13 protein-coding genes and 3 pseudogenes are annotated in these 20,786 nt (G+C 61.5%); 10 read left to right on the top strand and 6 right to left on the bottom strand.

Annotated elements, in window-relative coordinates; all coding sequences use genetic code 11:
• Positions 1-72 precede the first annotated feature (72 nt).
• The 3 genes from GCT13_RS37835 to GCT13_RS37825 form a co-directional block, all read right to left on the bottom strand.
• Entirely contained in the window at positions 73-8,475 is an 8,403-nt protein-coding gene (locus GCT13_RS37835; protein ID WP_193727860.1) for an RHS repeat domain-containing protein, read from the bottom strand.
• Between the two features lie 122 nt (positions 8,476-8,597).
• A complete protein-coding gene (locus tag GCT13_RS37830) occupies positions 8,598-9,452 on the bottom strand; it encodes a hypothetical protein (RefSeq protein WP_152767080.1) in 855 nt (284 codons plus the stop codon).
• A gap of 853 nt (positions 9,453-10,305) precedes the next feature.
• Positions 10,306-11,226: an adenylate/guanylate cyclase domain-containing protein gene (locus GCT13_RS37825; RefSeq protein WP_152767079.1), complete on the bottom strand. Its 921-nt coding sequence runs from the start codon at positions 11,224-11,226 to the stop codon at positions 10,306-10,308.
• A 606-nt stretch (positions 11,227-11,832) separates the two neighbouring features.
• On the opposite strand from GCT13_RS37825, the gene fae reads away from it, so the two are divergent.
• The 8 genes and pseudogenes from fae to GCT13_RS37785 all read left to right on the top strand — a co-directional run bounded on the left by fae (position 11,833) and on the right by GCT13_RS37785 (position 19,115).
• The gene (gene fae, locus GCT13_RS37820; RefSeq protein WP_152767078.1) at positions 11,833-12,366 is read left to right on the top strand and encodes a formaldehyde-activating enzyme; all 534 of its coding nucleotides are present in this window, start codon (positions 11,833-11,835) and stop codon (positions 12,364-12,366) included.
• 191 nt (positions 12,367-12,557) lie between these two features.
• A pseudogene (locus GCT13_RS51420) lies at positions 12,558-13,034 on the top strand (IS6 family transposase); the annotation flags it as partial.
• A 35-nt stretch (positions 13,035-13,069) separates the two neighbouring features.
• Positions 13,070-13,399, top strand: coding sequence for a phasin family protein (locus GCT13_RS51415; protein WP_407670921.1), 330 nt, complete (start codon positions 13,070-13,072; stop codon positions 13,397-13,399).
• Positions 13,400-13,715: 316 nt separating this feature from the next.
• Complete coding sequence (locus GCT13_RS37810; protein ID WP_152767076.1) at positions 13,716-13,928, top strand: hypothetical protein; 213 nt, start codon at positions 13,716-13,718, stop codon at positions 13,926-13,928.
• Positions 13,929-14,491: 563 nt separating this feature from the next.
• Positions 14,492-14,773, top strand: coding sequence for an RNA chaperone Hfq (gene hfq / locus GCT13_RS37800; RefSeq protein WP_152767074.1), 282 nt, complete (start codon positions 14,492-14,494; stop codon positions 14,771-14,773).
• Positions 14,774-15,884: 1,111 nt separating this feature from the next.
• Entirely contained in the window at positions 15,885-16,466 is a 582-nt protein-coding gene (phaP, locus tag GCT13_RS37795) for a TIGR01841 family phasin (protein WP_152767073.1), read from the top strand.
• Positions 16,467-17,133: 667 nt separating this feature from the next.
• Positions 17,134-17,631, top strand: coding sequence for a DUF305 domain-containing protein (locus GCT13_RS37790; RefSeq protein WP_152767072.1), 498 nt, complete (start codon positions 17,134-17,136; stop codon positions 17,629-17,631).
• A complete protein-coding gene (locus GCT13_RS37785; RefSeq protein WP_152767071.1) occupies positions 17,628-19,115 on the top strand; it encodes a YncE family protein in 1,488 nt (495 codons plus the stop codon). Before GCT13_RS37790 ends, GCT13_RS37785 begins: the two co-directional genes overlap by 4 nt.
• A gap of 286 nt (positions 19,116-19,401) precedes the next feature.
• Here GCT13_RS37785 and GCT13_RS49880 read toward each other — a convergent pair whose 3' ends face one another.
• Positions 19,402-19,617, bottom strand: a complete 216-nt coding sequence (locus GCT13_RS49880) for a GDCCVxC domain-containing (seleno)protein (RefSeq protein WP_152767070.1) — start codon at positions 19,615-19,617, stop codon at positions 19,402-19,404.
• Positions 19,617-19,904 carry a mercury resistance system periplasmic binding protein MerP gene (merP, locus tag GCT13_RS37775; RefSeq protein ID WP_152767069.1) on the bottom strand — a complete coding sequence of 96 codons (288 nt, stop codon included), beginning with the start codon at positions 19,902-19,904 and terminating at the stop codon, positions 19,617-19,619. The genes GCT13_RS49880 and merP overlap by 1 nt, the downstream gene beginning before the upstream one ends.
• Between merP and GCT13_RS51410 the strand changes: the two genes are divergently transcribed.
• Positions 19,850-20,308, top strand: a complete 459-nt coding sequence (locus GCT13_RS51410) for a mercuric transporter MerT family protein (protein WP_407670919.1) — start codon at positions 19,850-19,852, stop codon at positions 20,306-20,308. The two genes, merP and GCT13_RS51410, sit on opposite strands and share 55 nt — an antisense overlap.
• Positions 20,265-20,489 (top strand): annotated as a pseudogene (locus GCT13_RS37760) (MerR family transcriptional regulator); the annotation flags it as partial. The gene GCT13_RS51410 and the pseudogene GCT13_RS37760, both read left to right, overlap by 44 nt.
• 46 nt (positions 20,490-20,535) lie before the next feature.
• On the opposite strand, the pseudogene GCT13_RS37755 reads toward GCT13_RS37760, so the two are convergent.
• A pseudogene (locus GCT13_RS37755) lies at positions 20,536-20,786 on the bottom strand (IS256 family transposase); the annotation flags it as partial.

Raw genomic sequence — 20,786 nt, 5'->3', positions numbered from 1 at the left:
TTCTCCTCTTCGGATCAACCGTCCCCTTTGGACACTGCCTGCGCGCGGGAGCGCAGTGTGCACTCCTCGCGCTCACGCAGTCCGGTTTGCCGATCCGTTGTACACCCCCCATACCGTATAGCCAGTGACAAGGAAATAGCCGCCCGCGATGTAGGCTGCGATGGCCGCCTGCGACGTCGCCTGCTGCTTCGCGACTTCTGCCGCCTTGTTGATTAGAGTCGAAGCCCGCACGATCGCCCGGTCCGTCGCGCTCACGGCGTTGTTCGCATTGGCTCCCTTGACCCCGCTGAACGTACCCGACAGCGCGCCCGTGCCGAATCCCTCCGCGGAGCTGAGCAACAGCTGCCCGACCGTGACCTTCTTGCCCGTCACGGCATCGGTGAGAAGCGTCGACACATCCTTGCCGATCATGCTTGCCGTCGCCTTGGTCAGCGCGCGGAACAGCACGCCTGCCGTCTGGCTCATGCCTTGCGATAGGCCGACGGTCGCGGGCATCGTTGCGAGTCCGCCGATGCCGCCGCTCGCAAACCCGGTCAGCGCGCCGACGCCCATTGCTTCGAAGAAGCCCTTGGCCGTGAAGTCGCGTCCGTGCTGGATGTCGTATTGCAGGCCGCTGGTGCCCGCTCCGCTGATTGCGCTGGTCGTCGCGCTCCACAGCACCGACACCGCGTTCTGACCGACCACCTGCGCGGTCGTCAACGGCGCCGCCGCTTCCACCGTGGCGCTCGCGCCCGCCGCGACCTCGGTGGCTCCCGCCGCGGCGCCTTCCGCCGCGACCTCGCCGGCCGCGGCACCCGCCGCCGCTCCAGCCGCTTCGCCGCCGACGGCCACTGCACCCGCTGCCTCTCCACCCACGGCCGCCCCGGCGAGCGCGCTATCGGCGGCGGCAGCGGCAGGCGCCGCCGCGCCGAACGTGACGAAGCTCAGCGCGATACCGGCCGCGATCACCGCGACCATCGCGGCGCCGATTCCGATCTGTGCCCACAACGAAAGGTTGCCGCTCGGATCGACCATGTTCAGCGGGTTGTTGCTCGCGAACACGTAGGGGCTGGCGAACTGGCGCGCCGGATCGGGCGTGACGAAACGCAACAGCGCCGGGTCGTACAGACGGGCGCCGAAGTCGTACAGACCGAGCGCGGCATCCCACTCTTTGCCCGCATACTGGAAGAGCCAGCTCGATGCGCCCGCACCCGTCTGACTCAGGATGCCGCCGAACGGCAGGTAGTCGTACGCTGCGACGAGCGTGCCCTGCGCGTCCGCCACGGCCCACACCGTATTCTGGTGATCGGCGAGCGGATACTTCAGCTCGCCGTCATGTACGGCTGCGAGCCCGTTGGCCCCCCAGATGCACACCTGCGGCGTGCCGTCGTTCCAGATCACGAGCGGCGTGTTGCCCGCGCCCATGAAAGTGATCCGCACCGCATTGCCTTGCTGGCGCAGCACGCGTTGGTTGTTCAGGCCGCGCGCGTAACGGACGGCCGTTTGACCGTTAGCCGCGGCCGCCACCGTGCCGAGCGCCGCGTCGTATTCGAAGCTCAGGCCGCGCCATTGATCCGGCCTGCCGTCGTTGCGATAGTGGAACGTCACATGGTCGCCACTGACGAGCGTCGCATCGTCGAGCCGGTTGGTGCCCACGCTGCAACTGGCCGAGAAGTTCGCACCGTCCTGCGTCGCCTGCCAGATATTGCCGTTCGCGTCGTACTCGGTGACGGCCTGATTGCCAGGCTTGCCATTCGCCACGACCGCGCTGCTGAAACGTTGCTGACCGTCGTAGCCGTAGGAGATCGAGCGCGCGTCGTTCAACGCGTCGAATGCGAACGCCGTGTCGCGGCTTGCGATCTGCGAGTCCGGCGTATAGGTGTAGTTCTGGCTGAATACCGTTTTTGCGTTGACGTCGACGAAGTGCGTGACGATGTTGCCTGGCGAGTCGTAGCCCCACGCGTCGGCGAGCGCACCGCGCGTCGCCGTCTGCAACTGGCCGTCGGCGCTCCATGTATAGCTCGCGATCGCCATCGTGTCGCCCGGCACGCCGATCGACGCAATCTGCCCCTGGTCGTCGTACGCGTAGACGATGGACGGCAGAGGGCTGCCCGCAGGCAGATCGATCTGCGTGATCTCGTTTAGCGTGTTGTAGTGGTATGTCGCGCTTGCCGACAGTTCCATGGCGCCCGATACGGCCAGCGACGCCGTGACCACGCGTCCTTGCGCGTCGTATGTCCATGCCTCGTCGACGGTGCAATCGCCCGCGCCGCCCACCGACGCCGGCGCCGGATTGAGCGTCACGACGCGCGTGAGTTTGCCGAGCGCGTTCGGGTCGCTGCCGTCGCCGTCATAGCTGTAGACGCGCGCCGGCGTTGCCCCGTCGCTCACCGTGGGCCACGCGAGGTTGTCGACTTCCGCGGACAGTTTCGCCACATCCCACTGCCCCTCCACCAGCCCTTCTTCGACGATGCGCCCAAGCGTGTCGTAGCGCGTATAGAGGAAATACTGCTCGCCGGCATCGAGCGGCACCTGCACGAAACGCGGCTGCCCCTTGCCGTTGAACAGATACGCGGTGCTGCCCGTGTCCGGGTCGCTGTAGGCGCTCGGCCGGCCGAGCGGATCTTGCAGCGTGGTCCGCACGAACGCGGCCGGGTCCGATTGCGGGCCGTTCGTGAAGGCGTTCGGCAGTTTCATCGTGCCGAGAATGCCCGCGCTTTCCGGCGACGCACTGTAGCTCGGGCTCACCGTCGTCTGACCGGCGTTCGCGCCATCCGTGCCGAGCTGCACGGTTGCCACCGCGCGATTCGCGGTATCGACGAACTGCTGCCCCTGGTAGCCGCTCGGCGTGGTCGTCAACGTCGCATAGTATTGACCTGGCTTGACGGGATCGTCCGCGCCGCTCGCGGTGTAGACGGTGCGCGTCGTTTCGCGTTGTGCGGGGCTCGTGCTATTGACGTCGTGAATGGACAGTTGCAGCCCGGGCTTGCCGCTTTCGACCACGCGATCCAGCGCCGAGCCGCCATAGCGCAGCCCGCTATACGGATAGTTCTGATCGTTCGAGCGCTTGACGGGCCCATCCGACTGGCCCGCATAGTACGCGGCGACATCGCCCCGCATCGCGCACGTATTGCTCAACGCGGCGAGGAATGCAGGAACGTCGACGAACGTCGAGCGATACTGCATCAGCGGCATCAGCGCGCCGCTGCCGAACTTGCCAGGCGCCATGCGGGTCTGCGCAACCTGCCGGTCGAGCGCGTCGTAGATCATCTCCATCACGCGGCTGTCCGTGCCCTGCAACTGATGCACCTGGCGCTGACGGCCCGCGCCGTCCGTGTACGCCTCGCCGACGCGCGGCTCGATGCCCGCCATCAGGTTGAGAATCTGCAATGCGTTCGGTCCCGTCGCGAACGACACGCCCTGCGAAAGGGTCGCCTTGCTCGACTGGCTGAAGAGCAATTGACCGTCGCCGTAAAAGAGCACACTGCCCGGGACCATCACCAGCAGCCATTGCGTCGCGAGCCGCGGCGGATTCGCAAGCGGGCTCTGCACGGGCACACCTTGCGCGTTGGTCCATTGCCATCCCGTGCCCGGCGTCCAGCCGATGCTCTCTCCCGCGCCGAAGCTAAACGCGAGCGCCCCGCTACCAGGCGTCGCGGGCGGCACGATTTCGACGAACAGCGCGACTGCCGTGACGCCCGCGCTCGCGCCTTGCCAGGCGAGCGTGTCGGCTGTCGTGCCGGATTTCGTCAGCACGCCGTCCGCCGTGCTCCACCATGCCGGATTACCAGGCTGCCAGCGAGTGCGCCACTGCACGCCGTCAAGGAACGTTTCCGCACGCCCGCCGTCCGTCATGTGCAAGGTCAGTTCGGCATTCGGGCTGGCGTCGTCGAACGCGTCGTTCTGCGCGCCCTGGCGTGACAGGAAACGCATATCGAGTTCCTGCAGATCGCCGCTCGCGCCGACGGAAGCAAGCGGCCGGCAATACGCGTCGTAACGCGTGAAGCTCGCGTTGCCGCCCGCATTCATCGTTGCCCGCAGCAGCCGCATGTCGGCCTGCCAGCACTGGATCGTCACGTCTGTGCCGAACGGCACGAGCAGCACGCCGTCGATCAACACGTTGCTGCTGCCGACATTCGCAAGATGCAGCGCAACGGTGTCCGTGCCCGAAGGCAGGGCGACCGACGTGCTCAGGTATTGCCACTGCCCGCGCGTATCGGCGAAGTCGAGGCGTGTGGCCTGTTGGCCGCATTTCACTTCGATACCCGAGCCGTCGGCGTCGTAGCCCAAAGGCGTCTGATAGCGCACCGTCAGCAGATAGGCGCTGCGCTCCGCAGCCGGCGTGACCGCCGTATCGACGCTCGCGCCTTTCGGCACGCTGAGGCTGCGCGTGCCCAGCCACGCATGGGAGGTGTCGTAGCTCACACCCGTCAGCGTCCAGCCCGTCGCATCCTCGTACGCCTGAAATCCGTTCCACGCGCATTCGGCCAGCGCGGCGCCTTTGAACGTCGCGACGGGCAGGCCCCATGCCGTTGCGAACAAGGTCGAGCAGAGCGTGCCCGAGCCGTCCGTCTGCTGCAGCACCGCACCGTTTGCCGCGCGAATCTGGTTGCGCGTCGTGCATTGCCACGACTCCGGCGTCTCACCCGGCAAATAGCTGCCGAACGGGAACGCCGCCGGTCCACCTGTCCAGCTGAAGTCGGCTTCTTCGGCAGGCGTCAGGACGTCGCTGCCCCAAACGGTGGGCCACGAGTTCAATGCCGTCGCGATCGCCGCCGTCGTGACGCCGGCATTCGTCGAAATCTGCTCGACGGTACTCCTGACGTCGTTCAGCACACGGCTCGCTTCGTTCACCTCGCATGCGTACACGTTGTTCTGGATGTCGGTTTCCAGTTCGCCCGCGCCGTTCATCGTCTGGTTCGTTACGCTCGCCGGTTGTCCCGTGTAGGTGTACGGCAGCCCGTTCGGCGCATAGGCCGTGGTCTGGGTCGAGGCCACGCCGTCCTTCGTCGAATTCTGGCCGGTCTGCAGCACGTAAGCGCCGTACAGATTGACGGGCGCGCCGTGCGGATCGGTGGGGTCGCTTGCGCGCATCACCCAGGCATCCCAGACGTTCTCGACGCTCGTGACGATCGTCCCCGACGCGTCCTGCGTGACGACGCTGTGCAGCAGACCATCGAGCACGTCATAGTAGTTGTCGGGCGCGACCACCTCGTTGCCGTTCAGATAGCAGCTGATCACCGATCCGTTGACGGGATTGTCCGGGCTGCCACCCGGATACACCGTGCTCTGAAAATACTTGACGACTTCGCCGCTCGCATCGCATGCGGCATTCGCGGTGTCCTGGACGTAGCTCGTGGTCGAGCTTTCCGACAGGCCGTCTGCGATCGTGATGCTCGCGACGGGCCAGTCCGCGATCGGCCCCTGGATCGCCGAACCCGCATAGCGATGCAGATAGACGCTCGCGGCCTCGTCGAGATCACCCGCATCCTGCGTATAGGTGAAGAATGCCGACGCGCCGCCCGGATACTTGCCCTGCCCCGCCAGATCGTTTTCTTGCGCTGTCCACATCTGCTGGCCGGCAAGCAGTTGCGCCGCGCCCATCACCGTGCCGTTGCGCAGCACGAGGCCGGCCGATGCCGTCGCATGGCCGCCGGGCTGTTGCGTGTCGTAGGCGGCGCATGCAATGAATGCCGGCCCTTCGTTGATGACGGAAGCCGCGTTGAGCTGATAGCGATCGCTCGTGCCCGCTGCTTCGTTGATCAGCGTCTGCACGTTCGCGATGCCTTGCGTGACCGATTGCGACCAGTTGGTCGCCACGCCGCGAAAGAAGAGCTGGTTTCCGACCGTCAGATAATCAGGGTTGCCGCCCGACGCCCAGTTCGCCGTGGCCTGATTGGCAGGCGGTACGGTGAGCCCTGTGATCTCGGTGGGCGTGTCGGTCCAGACAGGTGCGCTGCTGTTCGCGTCGTAGCCGACCAGCTGCGCTTTCGGCGCGCCGTTGCCGACCCTGATCAGCGTGCCGTAGTCCGGCCCATACGCATAGCGCTGCTCGCCGACGATCACGCCCGCCTGCGGTTTCAGATTGCTGTTTGCAAGCCATCGCCCGCCGTCGAAGCGCATCAGGTTGCCGCCCGCCGCGATCATTGAATTGTCAATGCAAGCGGGTGCCCAACTGGTCGGATACGTGTTGTCGAACTTGTCGACAAACCTGAGCGTCGCCGGGGCCGCGAATGCGTACTCGCTATTCCACTGGAGCGCGTAGACCTCGTAGGTCTGCTCGCCACTGGACGGCCCGCCTGAGATCAGATGCGACACCACGAGCAGCGACACGTCCGAAGCAAGCGCGATCGACGCCGGATCGTCCAGCACGAACCCCAGGTTCTTGCTGCCGCCCTGCTGCCACGCGCCCGTCGGGCTCAGATGCAGCAAGTTCACCGTCGACTGCATGTCGAGCGTCGCGAAGTAGTCCCGCCCTGCCGCAAACCACGCATACGTCGAGGTGTTCTGCGACGTGTGCGTCCAGCTCTGGGTCGGCCAGTTCCAGGTGAACACGTCGTACGCGCCGCTGTTCGCGTAGGTGCTCACTTGCGGCACGAGCACGAAGTTCTGACCGGCGAGCGTCGTCACGTGCCCATTCGACAGCGGCCATCGCCATGTCGGACTGTTGCAGCCGCCGCTGCCGCCTCCTGGGATGTCAGCCGCGATCCATTGCGCGCGCCTCGCCGGGTCTTTGCGGAACAGATGCAGATTGGTGTCGTTGCTCGTGTCGTACGTGATCGCGACGAAGTTCTCGGCCGCGAGCACTGTCACCGTGGAAAGATCGGTGCCGCCGTTGCCGTTCACCAGCAGCGGGCTCGAAGCGTCCGGTTGCCAGCTGTTCCACTGGCCGTTCCAGGTCAGGATCTGCAGCGACATCTGCTGCGTCGCGCTGTTGTTCCAGACGGAGACCGCGTAGTCGGGACCGAACCACACGCGCGGCATCGATTGCGCGGGAAGCGGCGCGGGTGCCGACAAAGTCATGGCCCGCTCGCAGATCGGCAGTTCGACCGGGTTGTACGCGTAGACGGCGCTGCCGCCCGTCGGATAGACGATGCTGCGCAATGCACCGAGATTCGTCTGCTCGCTTGTGTCGAGGTAGTAGTCGTAGCGATAGCCCGGCAGGTTGTCGCCCGACGGGTTGAAGAGCGCAAAGCCCGTCAGCAGGCGCTTGCACATATCGCCCGAAGTGCCCGCGACGTTCGCCACGGCCTCCGCGCCTTTCTGCGCCGGGCTCGGGTCATACACGAACTCGAGGGAGAAGAGCGTCGAGCCGCCCGCATCGCTCACGACGATGTCGTTCAGGAACTGCGTTTCGTAACAGTCCTGAAAGCCGTTCGGCGTGGTGTCGGGCACGGACTTGTGCGGGTCCGCGTACTCGCGCGGACTTTCCGGCGTCGCGTCGCTCCACAGCTTGGGCTGGTAATTGAACGTGGCTGTACGGCCGAACACGTCGGTCACGCTCGTCAGATAGCACGCCTTCGTATACGGCTTGCCGCCCGCGCCGACCTGCTGCTCCGCGCCGTGCGCAAGGAGCCCGTTGACGTCGCGCACGAAGCCGTTATAGCCGTACGAAACATATTCGCCGAAGCGGCTGTACGCGCGCTGCAGATGCCAGGCGCGCGCGTACTGACGCTGGTTGGCCGTGACGGCGCTGTTGCCTTGCCACAGCGGCGTGCCGCTCGCGTCGGCCCATTGCACGCCCCATTCGATGCTGTTGCCGGCACTGGCGTTATACCCCTGCGCCGTTTGCGCCACGCCGCCGCCGAACGACAACGTCTGCCCTGTTTCATTGGTGACGGCCCAGCGCTCGTATCGCGGGTAGTACAGGACCTTCCAGAACTTGTAGTTCACCAGTTGATAAGATTCGCCGCCGTCATAAGCATCGAGCGTCTGCTGGCCTAGTTGCAGCACGAACTGCTGCTCGCGGGCCGCGTCGTCGACAAGCCACGGGCTCGCCGCGCCCTCCATAATCGCGCTCGCAGACAACGCAATGCCGCGCCGCACGAACTCGCTGCGTATCGGGCCCGGAACGGGTTGCCCATCCACGAGCGAACCGGCTAGCGATCCGTCCATCGCGAATAGCTTTGCATTCACCGGTTCACGTACCAGTTGGCTCGACGTGCCCGACATCTGGATCGAATACGCGGCGAGACCAGGCGCCGGCGCGCCGCCGCTATCGAGCGTGATAGCGGACACGGGCAGGCTCCAGCCCATCCCCAGCACGCCCGTCGGACGATCGCGGTTCCAGGTCATGGCCTCCTGGTTGACGTTGCTCTCGTACAGGATCGACAGGTCGATCTGCAGGCCGTCGTTGCCGGTGCGGCCCGGCATTGAGAACAATGCCTGCGTGAGGTTCACGTCTCCGCGGAACAGATTTACGCTGCTCTTGAGCACGCCCACTGTGCTTGCGTCCATCTGAAAGGTACGAATGCTCGGGGTCGAGGAATCAGCCATGATGACCGGCTCCAGAATGTCGGATGAAGTGACGTCGGGCCGCAGCGCACTCGGCGTGCGGGAAGATTCGAAACACAGGCGAATCGCCCGATGCACGACGCGCATCGGGCGTCGCGCATCGGTCAGATGCCGATGATGAAGCCGCTGACATGGCTGACGCCGTCGTCCTGAACGTTGCCGGATTTGTCGGCAAGTTTCGCCGCGCCCGTCACCGTGACATCCGCGCCGCTCATGCTTTGCACCGACAGGTCCACCGAAAACGTCTTCACGTGATGGTCGGAATTGTTCCTGTACTGCGCCTTGTACCCGTTCAGGAACGGCGTGTAGCTAGAGAAGGGCTTGGAGAACGTGATGCTCTGCGTGCTGTTCTGCAAGCTGTTGGTGCTGCGCACGAAGTCCCGCAACGCGGGATCGCAATTGGCCAGCAGACCGGCGTCGACCGTACCCGAAGCCGAATTGCCGCTCTGGTCGAACATGTACGCAGTGCCGTTGATGATCGCGGCATTGCCGCTCAGTGTAGAGCCCACCGTTGCGCAGGCTGTTTCCATGTGATGGTCGGTGCCGCTATATGAGAGGTAGAAGCCGGCAAGGCCTGCCTGCAACAGATTCGGGTCCGTGCCGGGAATCGTGACCGGCGAGCTCGAACCGCCATTGGAAATTCCCGCGACGTTGCCGAGCTTCAGGTTCGGATCGTCGACCCCAACCCACGCAAGCGCAACGACATTAACAAATGAGGAATTCTTATCGAGGTTGTTGCCTGACGCGTCGACCATCGTTGCATTTGCCGTCACCGAAAGCGATGAGTCGGACTGGTTGACGCTCAGCGACACCGATACGATCTGCACGTGGTGATCGGTATTGCCGTAACTCAGTGTGAAACCGGAGAACCCGACCACGCGCTGCGTGATCCGATCGGAAAACTCGAAGATGGTGGTATCGCCGGGCTTGATTTGCGCGCGCTGGATTTGCAATGGCATGACTGACTCCAGAATGAAAAATTGAATGAATAAGCGAATCCCCGCCATGAACGCATGCGCGTTATGGATTTAAGTGGCGTTTAAAAAAACGAAATGCCTCCTGCTTCAAATTGCAATCAGCGCTATTTATTGTTCTGTTTTGCAATTCCGCGCGGATCCGTTTCTCAAGAACGCATTGAAACGCCTTCCCGCCGGCATGCGTTGCCGAATGCCGGGTTGCTCCGTCGTGAGATTCAAGTATGCTGAAGATGCGTTCGCATGGGACCGATGCGCCCACGTGAAAGACTTCCCCGGTAGCCTTGGATGGTCACGACCTCCTTCCTGAGCCGGGGTACGGATGACGCCGGCTTTATATGTTGTCGATCGCGTGATGCAACCCAGTATGGTTGACGAATTGCTGGAAATCAATGTTCAGATGATTGTGTTCATGCTTTTATCCAACCTGCATTTCTATTCAATTTGAGTTAGCCGAGCAAAGACTCCAGAATGCCAAATGAAGAAGTTGTCTATTTTCACGAACTTGATGGGCGTTCTGGTCGAATTCATTAACCGGCAGTCTCCACCGAACTGGGCGGCTCCGTTTACTTTCCGTTTTACATTTTCATAGCGTGTTTCAAATATCTGCCGGGAAGATCACGAATATCATCGCGAGATCGCTTCGACCTCGCATGAGCAACCTATGAAGATGGAAGTGCTGTCCTGCCGGAGGGCCAGGCATGTCTCGCAACCTGACGCAACGACCCGTTCGCTCTCGGGCGCCCCTAGCAAGCGGGCACCCGTGACCTGCAAGCCTACGCGCAACGGCATCGATCCCAAACCCTGGCTGCGCTTCACCCGCTCATAGTGGCATCCGTCAACCCGACGGTCCGGAAAGACGCCTGCTGGAAAACTCCACGCGCTCCGCCTCATCGCCGCCAGACGGTCCGAACGAGATCCAGCCCTGCCCCCATAGCGTGACCTCGTCGCGGCGAAGCATGAGCTCATGGCCTCCGTCGATGGTGATGCGGGTGCCGTTCGAGCTGCAATCGCGCAACACATACTTTCCGCTGCGGCACTCGATCGATGCGTGCACCCTCGACGCGCGGCGATCGTGCACGACAATGCTCATATTCGCGCCGCGGCCGATCGTCACCAACGCGGACGCTTCACTCATTTCCACGCAGACATCCCCATACCGCAGGGTCAATAACGATGAACAGGGCAGACGCTGCAGGTCGTTACCTGTGATCGTCAGATCAGCGCCTTGTTGCCAGATCGCCTCGAACAACTCCGTTGGCTGTCTTTTTCCTCGCACCTGTATCGGATAAAGGTGGCGCGACATCTGACGCAGTCTCGCCGGGAGACACTCAACCGCGTCTTTGCTCGTGACGACCTGCCCCGGCGCAGCAAAGTCGGCCAGTCGGGCAGCCAGGTTCACGGTGTCGCCGAACACATCTCCCCTTTCGTCAGGCAATACGGGGCCGTGATGAAAGCCGATTCGCAGCGACATCGGCTGTCCCGCCACCGCGGGCAACCCGGAGACGGCCAGCTGCATATCGATCGCGGCCTGCATCGCATGTTCGGCGTAGGGAAACACCGCCATGACTTCGTCGCCGATGGTCTTGACGATTCGCCCTCCCAGCGCTTCCGAGCACGATTTCATCAGCGCAATGCACTGCGCAATCGCCTCGAAGGCAAGCATGTCACCGACAGTCTCGTAAAGCTCCGTGCTGCGGCTCACGTCCGCGAACATCACGGACTCACAAGACAACGGACGTTTCGATTTGTCATTCATGAGCAACCCGTCGTCAGGTCGTCCAACCGGCATCGAAGCGCTGTCAGCCGGCCTGCGCAGCGCTCCTGCTCGTCAGTGTAGTACTGTGCCGTGCCGAGGGCAGCATCGGGGTCGCCCGCACGGTTCTGTTCATGAAGTCGCAGGCCCCGTCAAAGTCACCGACGCGTGCCGATCACACTTCCACGTTCGGGGTCAGAACGTTCGACGTGAAGGACGCATCCGGCGCCTCGATCGTGGCCGCGATCTTGCCCACCCAGCGGATCGATGATGCCAGCAATATTTGCATACGCGCTGCCATAGATCGCCGTGTCGATCCGAAAACATAAATCAACCACCGCCGCTTCGGTTTGCTTCCCGAACGACTATATACGGACTCCTGATAGACATTTGATAGTCCAGATGCAGAGCCGGTCCCTGATCGGCGAGATGAACAACGCTTCTCCGCAAGCGACCTGTTGCGCGACGGAGACGCCGCGACGCGCATTTGCCACTTTGTCACGAAGACGATACATATTGCGTATCACGGTAGTCGCGCAAGCGCATTGAATCGAATGGCATCGTCCTTGCATTCCACGAATCTTTGTATCCAACCCAAGGAGGTCGACAATGAATCTCGATTTGACGTTCCGAGCTGGCGAAGCGACGGTATTCGCCGCGCCCGGCCAGGTGACCGACGCGATGCCCGAAATCCTGATAGGCCGTGTCGACGGACCCGTCGGTCACGCGTTCGCCAACATGATGGCGCAGAGCAAGGGACACACGGCCATGTTCGCGATCCGCGCGTGCAATCAGATGGTGCGCCCTGCCACCATGATCGTCCCCAAGGTGACGCTCAGGGACATGACCACCATCGAGCTATTCGGTGGCGTCGTGCAGTCGGCTACGGCGGATGCAATAGTCGATTGCCTGATCGAGGGCATCTTGCCAAAAGATCAGGCTAACGAGCTATGCATCGTCAGTCTCGTGTGGATCGATCCGCGCTGCGCCACAGAGACAAACCTCGACAAGAAAGATATGTACCGCACGAACTACGAGGCGACCAAGCTCGCCGTTCAACGTGCAATGAGTAACGAGCCGAGCGTCGAGACGCTTATCGCCAACCGTCACTCCATAAAGCACGATATGGACGACTGGAGCTGAAGCGCGTGCGCATCGCGGTGCAAAAGGTATTCTCGCCTTGCGGCAACCGCGTATGCGCGCCCCGCTCCAGCGCCTCGGGCGCGCGCTTCTGCCGAAGTTGGTATTGCCTCTACCCCCTCCGGAAGGCTCTGGTGCAAATAGGGTTGGCGATCGGTTAGAGTTGTCGTGGCAAAACGAACTGATAACCCGTGATGAGCAAGCTGAAGAGTCTGGATGAGTTGTTCGGTGGACGCCATTTTGATCGGGAGATCATCGTTCTGTGTGTTCGCTGGTACCTGCGGTACAAGCTCAGCCTACGCGATCTGGTCGAGATGATGGCCGAACGGGGTTTGTCGCTGGCTTACACGACGATCCTGCGCTGGGTGAGGCGCGTTATACGCCCGAGTTCGTCAAACGCTGGAACCGCTTTGCTACCCCTGCGGGTCGCTCGTGGCGTGTCGATGAGACCTGCCTGAAGATTCGTGGCAGGTGGGTCTACCTATACCGGGCGGTCGATCGATCGGGCTGGCCAGACGGTGGACTTCATGCTCAGGGCGAGGCGCGAAGTGGGCGCGGCCAAAGCCTTTTTCAGCAAGGCGATCAGGCATCAGGGCCAGTCGCCGGAGATCATCACGCTCGATGGCTATGCTGCCTCGCACCGCGCGGTGCGCGAGATGATGGTCGATGGTTCGCGCCGCAAACCAGTCTCGAAACATCATTTGATATCCTGAATAATTCTTTCGCAGGCGTCGAAAAGCTGGCCAGCCTGAACCTGCAGGTATTCAAGTCAACCCTCCCTGAAAACCAGGAAATCGCAGCTAGGGCGTTGTCTGCCAAAGACCCGCAGGAGCTGTTTGCGCTGCAGGCAAGTCAGGCGCAACCCACGGCAGGGAAAGTACAGTCTTACTTGCGACATATCTACAAAATCATGTCCGGGACTCAGGCCGAGTTCACTATGGCTTTTAAAGCGCAGGCCAACGGTACCAGAACGATGCGCGGGCCTTTGTCGACAACCTCGGGAAGCACGCACCGGCCGGAAGCGAAGCGGCCCTGACCGTGTGGAAGTCTGCAATCGAAACTGCCAGCGCGACGCTTGAAACGACCGAGAAGGCCACGAAGCAGGCGGTGGAGACTGCAGAAAGCAATGTCAGCTCGGCGCTCGACGCTCCGCGCGGCTCAGCCAGGCGGGGCGTTGAACAAGCTGAAGCGGATGGGACGTAGTCCTGCAAACGTCAGCCATCATCTTCACTGTTCCAGGCGAGACCGCGCCCGCCGTTTTTGAGCGATTCTTCCCGGCGATAACCGTGCACCGATATCGTCAAGAGCTACCAGTCTCAACGTGACACATTGCGGAGTCCGGTCTCGCCGACATGTCCGGTTTCAGAACTCACAAGCTTGACGTCATCTTCATGGTCGTGGCCAACGTTAAGGGGATGACAGCGGGAATCCGCGACAAGGCCGCCGCGTTCTCGGGTTCGTGGCACGACGACGGCGACGTGCCGATGGGGAACTCCTTGCTGAACCTTCGTCGATGTCAACTGAAGAAGCCAGGTGCCCGCACGGAAGTTATCCGTCATCGGTGACGGCCTGAACCAGGTCTAACGCGTGCGCCCCGGACTTGCTGGAGCGGAATATGAGGAACGCGAGTAACAGGTCACTTCGCAATCAGGTCGAAAAATGGCTCGCGCCGGCTCCCGCGTCAACAGTCCACGTGACTGAATTCGGCCGTACGCGTTGGGAGCGGACACGATATGTCTGCGTCGAGACGTCATCACCTGCCGGCGTGCGCATGCTGCTCTTCTTTCGACACGGTGACGGCACCTGGCACGTTTTTCCGCCTGCCATCGACAGGCAGACGTCGACCACACAATGCATCGCCGTGTGACGACGTTACACCGGGTTGCCTCGTGGAAGAACATTGTGGAAGATATTCGTTCACACGGGGCACCGGGCCGAACTGGTGGTGACGTTGGCACTGTGGTCTCCGGACAGACGACATTTCCCTGGTAACGAACTTTGGGAATAGAAGACGGGGCACGTTCATCGAAGTACATTCGGTCGAGCGATAGCGTTATCCCGAATGACTTGCTGGCAGCTTCAGGTATCGCCGGTACAATCGAAGAACCTATCGCATTGACCTCAAAACATGACTGCACGCCCATGCGTACAAGACGACTTTCTCCAGACGCTCGTAACGGACAAGACCACCGTAAATGTGTTCCTCGTGAACGGCATCAGACTGAGTGGTCAGTTGGCCGACTTTGACCAGTTTGCAGTTCTGCTGGAGTCTGGTGCAGGCGTGCAACTTGTTTTCAAACATGCCATTTCGACCGTGATGCCGGTCAACGGCATGGGCCCGGCGCGCGCCCCGACCGAGGCGCCTATGAGTCGCGACAAGCCGAACCACTTACGAGCTCGCGTCCGATGAGAACTGCCATGACATGCCATGGCCTACGCTTCACTTGCGCATAGCCACGCGACGTCAACGTCGAGAAGTTCAGAAAGCCGCTCACAATCCGTGCTCTTCGGAACGATAACTCCGGCGCGCCAAAGGGTCACGTCGCGTTCCGGTACATCGAGCGACCCTGGCCACCCGACTGGAAGTAACCTTTGCACGCTTGATGGTCATGTCCAGCCGTGCCGCGAAGGCCCGCCTGGAACTGTTGTCTTTGAGAGTGCTCTCCAGGTGTGCATCCAGATTCAGACGACGATTCATCGCGTGCAATGCTCCGTGTGACTTTCATCCCGACCGAAGATGTGTTTCAAGCTACGAAGGTATGACGCTGCACCAAAGCTGATGCGTGGGGTCGAACGCTAGCACCCGGGCAGGGTGTCGTTGGCGTGAGCTTCAGTGCATCAAAACGCCCCTTGCTGCACGTCGTGTCCGCGCCGCGATAAGCCAACGTCGGTCGATGGCAATCGACACGAATGCTGTTTCCTCTATCGCGTTCACGGCCCAGACTTCTGGCCGTCGCGTTCGCGTGAAGTGGGAGCGCAATAAAAACGCTCACCTGACGAAGAATCTGTCGCAACACTTGCTTAAAAGCCCGCCCTATTTGGTGTCAACCGCTCTTGTCGCCAGCGGCTCCGGGGAAGTTCCACCGGAACGTACAGACTTGTCCGGAAACAGAGAGACGTACCGTTCAGCGACTTCGTCGCACATCGCGATGACGACCACGGGGCGACAGCGTCATTGCAATCAGAGGCGCAAGCGAATCCAGTGGGTCGCTGCGAAGAAAAAATGCTTCTTCACAAAGTGCTCCGTGATAGACCGATTCAATTGGTATCCCGACCGTCACCGTCCTGTAATGGAATCTTCGTCGTTTTGCAGCCTCTACGCCTGTCGACGTCCGCAGAGCCCCCTTACGCAGCCCAGCGCGGAGGACGTTATACGGGCCAATCGCGGCTGATACCAATGCACCTGCGGAGCCGGTGTCGAAAATGTAGCCGACCCGGGCGCTTCCATACGACGCGGTTCATCAGTTGGTCACCGTTGCCGAACATGCTGGGCGTTGGGCATACATCCTCAGGAGGCGAACATGGCTGATTTTCAGGGACAAGTTGCTACAGCCCAGCAAGCAAATCTTGACTTCTTCTTCGGCCTGGCCGGCAGCATGCTGGAGGGCGAGGAAAAGCTCGTGAGACTTAATCTGGATACGGCGAAAACAACGCTTGCCGATTGGTATCAACGCGTGCAGGACGGGCTGGCGAAAAAGGACAGCCAGGAAGTTACTGGTCTGCAAGACGCGCTGGCGCTGCACTCGGCGGAGAAGGTCCTGACGTACGAACGTCAGGTTGCCGAGATTGCGTCGTTCACGCAAACGCAGCTGGCAGAGGTCGTCAATGCCCGGTACCAGGAGGTCAGCCGCCAGGTTCAGTCGTTCGTCGAGAATCTTGCGCAAAACACCCCGGTCGGCTCGGAAGCCGCAATCGCATTTCTGAAACAAGCTATCACGCTGGCCAACACCACTCAGGAAAGCGTGCAAAAGGCAACGAAGCAGGCAGTCGAAGTCGTGCAAAGTAACCTGGAAACTGCAACGAAAGCCGCATCGGAGGTGACCGAAGTGGCTGAGGAGGAAGTCGAGAAAGCGGCAAAGGCGGCGAAGTCGACGAAACAATAACTTGAAGGAACGCTGCACCCGACGTGGCCGCGCGGCGCGACGAGCTTACCCGCCTGGCCACACTGCGCTGTTGTTGCTACCGGACAAGTCCAACTCTCGCGTGCGGTGGTCGTTCATTCCCGCGCACGTAACGTCCGCCCACGTGTCTTAGTCGGCTCATGTCCGGGGCCAGCGCGCCCGGGAGACCGCATCCACAGCGCACAGGGAAGTCCCGTAAGCGTATACGGCAAGCTGGACATCTGTCCAGTACACAACCCCTGCCGCCCTGCTGTGAATTTTAATCAGGTGGAATCCGAAATTTCTGGCTTGCCGCCACAATGCCCAACATCAAAATCTGCATCGCCTTGTTGAACTGCACATTCGCGTTTGCAATGCGCTCGGCGAATATTTACGTGCGCAGCAATGAGCACCAGGCAGGCAAAAGCCGACGCAGAAGCGTCCGCCAGCGGAGCTAAGTGCATCGTTCTTCAAGCAGTTCCAGCCATCCTCCTCCCCTTCGCATTGCAGCTCTGTTTGCAATCAGGTAGCGCCGAATCCGCGGTGCGTCCGCGTTGCCTCTTGACCTGCGCTGTTGCTGGTAAAAAGTCGCTCGTCATCCGGAATAAGTCGACACCGTTAGTGTTCACGTTCGTAGAGACTGCAATCCAAAAGAGAAAAGGAAGCCTGTATGCGCATCCCAATCCGTCTGTCTGGGCCACTGGTATTGTCGGCAGCCGTCGCCTTCCTCATTTCGGGACTTGGCGCGCCGACTGCATCCGCCGCTGGTGCACAGGATGCAAATCCGAACGAAGCGCCGTTCCTGAAGGAAAACGACGCGGCAATGACGAAGATGATGACCGACATGTCCATCAAGCCGACGGGGGATATTGACCGGGACTTCGTCACGATGATGGTGCCTCATCATCAGGGCGCCATCGACATGGCGCAGGCCGAACTCCGTTATGGACATAACGAACAATTGCGTCGCATCGCCCAGGAAATCGTCGTCGAGCAGCAGCAGGAAATCGTCGCCATGCGCCTTGCCGTCGGGCAGCCTCTCCCTCCTTCGGCGCCCGCTCCAGACCAGCAGCAGCCGGCCGCCTCATCCGCAGGCCACGCACGTTCAATGCCCAACCACGGCATGCCGATGAACATGCCGAACCGCACGCAACAGGAAACCAAATGAAACGCACACCGCTTCTCACCGCCGCCTTCACCACAGCGGCACTGACTGCAGCCCAGTTCGCATCGGCCGGACAGGTACCCGGTTCTTCATCCGACCCGGACATCGCCGTGAGTCACCACGACCGGGTCTATGCCGCCGAGCAATTCTCCAATACCGTCTCTGTCATTGACCCGGCGGACAACAAGGTGGTCGGGCTGATTCGTCTGGGCGACCCGTCACCGGGCAACTTCAGCCCGTTGTACAAAGGTCAGTTGCTGGTGCACGGCCTGGGCTTTTCGCCCGACCACAAGACAATTGCCGTCGTATCCATCGGCTCGAACTCGGTCTCGTTCATCGATACCCAGACGAATGCGGTCAAGCATGTTACGTACGTGGGCCGGTCTCCTCACGAGGCCTTCTTCACACCCGACGGCAAGGAGGTCTGGGTGACCGTGCGCGGTGAAAACTACGTTTCCGTGCTGGACAGTGCAACGTTTGAAGAGAAGACCCGGATTACTCTGCCGGCCGGCCCGGGCATGCAAATCTTTTCGCCGGATGGAAAGTATGGCTACGTGTGCTCTTCGTTCAATCCCGAGACGAAGGTCATTTCGGTGGCCAACCACAAGATTGTCGGCACGGTGAAGCAGGCAAGCCCGTTCTGCCCGAACATCGCTGCGACGCCGGACGGCCAGCAGGTGTGGTTTACGCTCAAGGATGTGGGCAAGACCCAGGCATTCGACGCGCGGCCGCCGTTCGAACTTCTCAAGACGCTCGACACAGGTCCGATTACGAATCACGTGAACATCGTGCATAACACCAACGGTACGTTCGCCTATGTGACCATTGGAGGCCTGAATCAGGTCAAGGTATTCCGGACCGACGACTTCTCGCAGGTCGCGACAATTCCTGTCGGCAGCCTGCCGCATGGGCTATGGCCGTCCGGTGACGGCAGCCGCATTTATGTCGGCCTTGAAAACGCCGACGCGATGACCGCCATCGACACGCTGACGAACAAGGTTATTGCGACCGTACCCATTGGACAGGCGCCGCAGGCCGTAGCCTACGTCCCGAATGCGGTCCCGGGGGGAGACGGCACGCAAAACACGCAGCCGCTCGGTCTCGCTGGACAGAGTACTCACCTGGTACTCGTCCCCGTGGGGTCGGGCAAGCAGGCAGATGCCAGTGGTGCCCCCACGACTGTGGCGTTGTTTGACCAGGGTCTCGTACAGGTCCTTCAGGCGGCCGTCACCGGCCTGCAACCGAAGCAGCCGTATGTACTGTGCCTTGCGGATAATCCTGACGGCAGCGGCAATGTAGAGGGCCTCGCCAAGTTCATGACCAATCCGGCCGGCTCCGCAGTTGTGAATGCGCTTGGTCAGATTCGCCAGTTGGTCACACCCGGCATGCAAGCAGCTGGCGACAGGCACCGCTACCTTATGATTGCACCGCAAGTTTCGGGCAAGCCCGGAGTCCCGGTACAGGTGCAAGCACGGCAAGCGCCGTAGGCAAGTCCCCGATGTCGACGTCATCGGCTCCGACGAAGACCCGGTAACACCTGAACCGGCTAGTCAACATCCATGCTTCACATCGCGGTGCACCCGGCAGGCGCGGGACACAACTCGACGGCCGCAGGAACATTTTCACGACTCTGCATCCTAAGGTGACCACGAGAACGTCGCCATGAGTACTCCGAACTCCATACCGTGCGTTTGGGCATCCATCGAGGGACAATTCAACGCGTCAGCGTTACAACGAGATACGTCGAGGAGAGAAATCCGTTCACTAATAGGATCAATCAACGCAGCATGGGCCTGACTGCTGCATTGGAGGGCACCTGTTGGTGCCATATGAGCAGTACACACAGCAATCGCCGGGTTTTGGCCTGAGCATTGTCTTGCAGTGCTCGCATTCGTAAAGCCACACGCAGGCATCCGTAGGCATTGTCTCGTCTTTCTGATGTCCGCACGCAGGGCACGTAATGATGGAATTCAGCACGACCGCGCTCATCACTTCCCCCGCTCAAGGTAGGACGGATAGCCGGCGTCAGTCGTAGCCTTCGTCAATGCATCGACCGCGGCCTGCTTTGGGTCAAATACCACCTCCGCGCGTTTGGTGGCGAAGTTGACCTTGGCCGTGGCCACACCCGGTACGTTCTCAAGTGCTTTGCGAACCGTAATCGGACACACGGCGCAGTCCATGTTTGTGACGTCAAGCGTAACCGTGCGAAAACCCTCGGCGAATGCCGAGGACGCTGTCAGCGCCACCGCGACGAACGCTGCAATCAGTTTCTTCATGGCGGAGTCTCAGTAGAAGAGCGGCGCATACAGGGGGAACGACATCAGCGCGAGCGCGGCTGGCGCAACAACCCAGAAAACCAGTCCGAAAAGGAAGTGTCATGCGAACTCGCTGGACCACCACGGGTTCCCTGCTCGCGGGCGCCGCTGCCGCGCTTGGGGCATCCGCCTGCTGTGCGGGTCCCTTCCTCCTTGTCGTGGTGGGAATGGGTGGCGCCTGGAGCTCGCGCCTGACCGCGCTGCGGCCGTTTCAACCTCTATTTATTGCGGCGTCCCATCGCCTTCTTCGCAATGGCCTTTCACAGGCTGTACGCCCGAGCCGGGAAATGCCCGGAGGGCGAAGCCTGCCCGGCGCCGTCGATGCGGCACAGGCAGCGCATCGTGACCATCGGACAACTGGCTGAAGCAGCAGAGGTCAATGTCGAAACTGTGAGGTATTACCATCGCCGGGGGCTACTGCCGGCACCGCCCCGGCCCGCCGGTGGTATCCGGCGATATCCTGCAGATGTATTGAGGAGACTGCGCTTCATCAAGCGGTCGCAGTCCCTTGGTTTTTCGCTGGATGAGGTCGAAGCGCTGTTGTCTGAGATAAGGTCAAGTCTGGTGTACGGGCCGTTGATAGCGGGCGACGTCAAGCGGCGAGTTTCTGCTGACCCGGTTGATCGTCTTGCACCGGCTCGCCGTCCTGGAAGGCAATGCCCTCCAGCAACAGCTGGATCTGTTCGGGGCCGTTGATCCGGCGCCAGGTTTTTTCCGCTTCCTCGATTAGCTTGAATGCCAGACCGAGGAAGGTCGGTCGCGACACGCAGTTGCGCGTACGCGTAGTACGGTGGCGCACCGTCGCGAACGTCGACTCGATCGCGTTTGTTGTGCGCAGGTGCT

Origin of the sequence: Paraburkholderia franconis, from assembly GCF_009362735.1 — a bacterium.
Lineage (GTDB): Bacteria > Pseudomonadota > Gammaproteobacteria > Burkholderiales > Burkholderiaceae > Paraburkholderia > Paraburkholderia franconis.
Note: the sequence above shows the minus strand (reverse complement) of the source record. Positions and strands in the feature narration are given on the sequence as shown.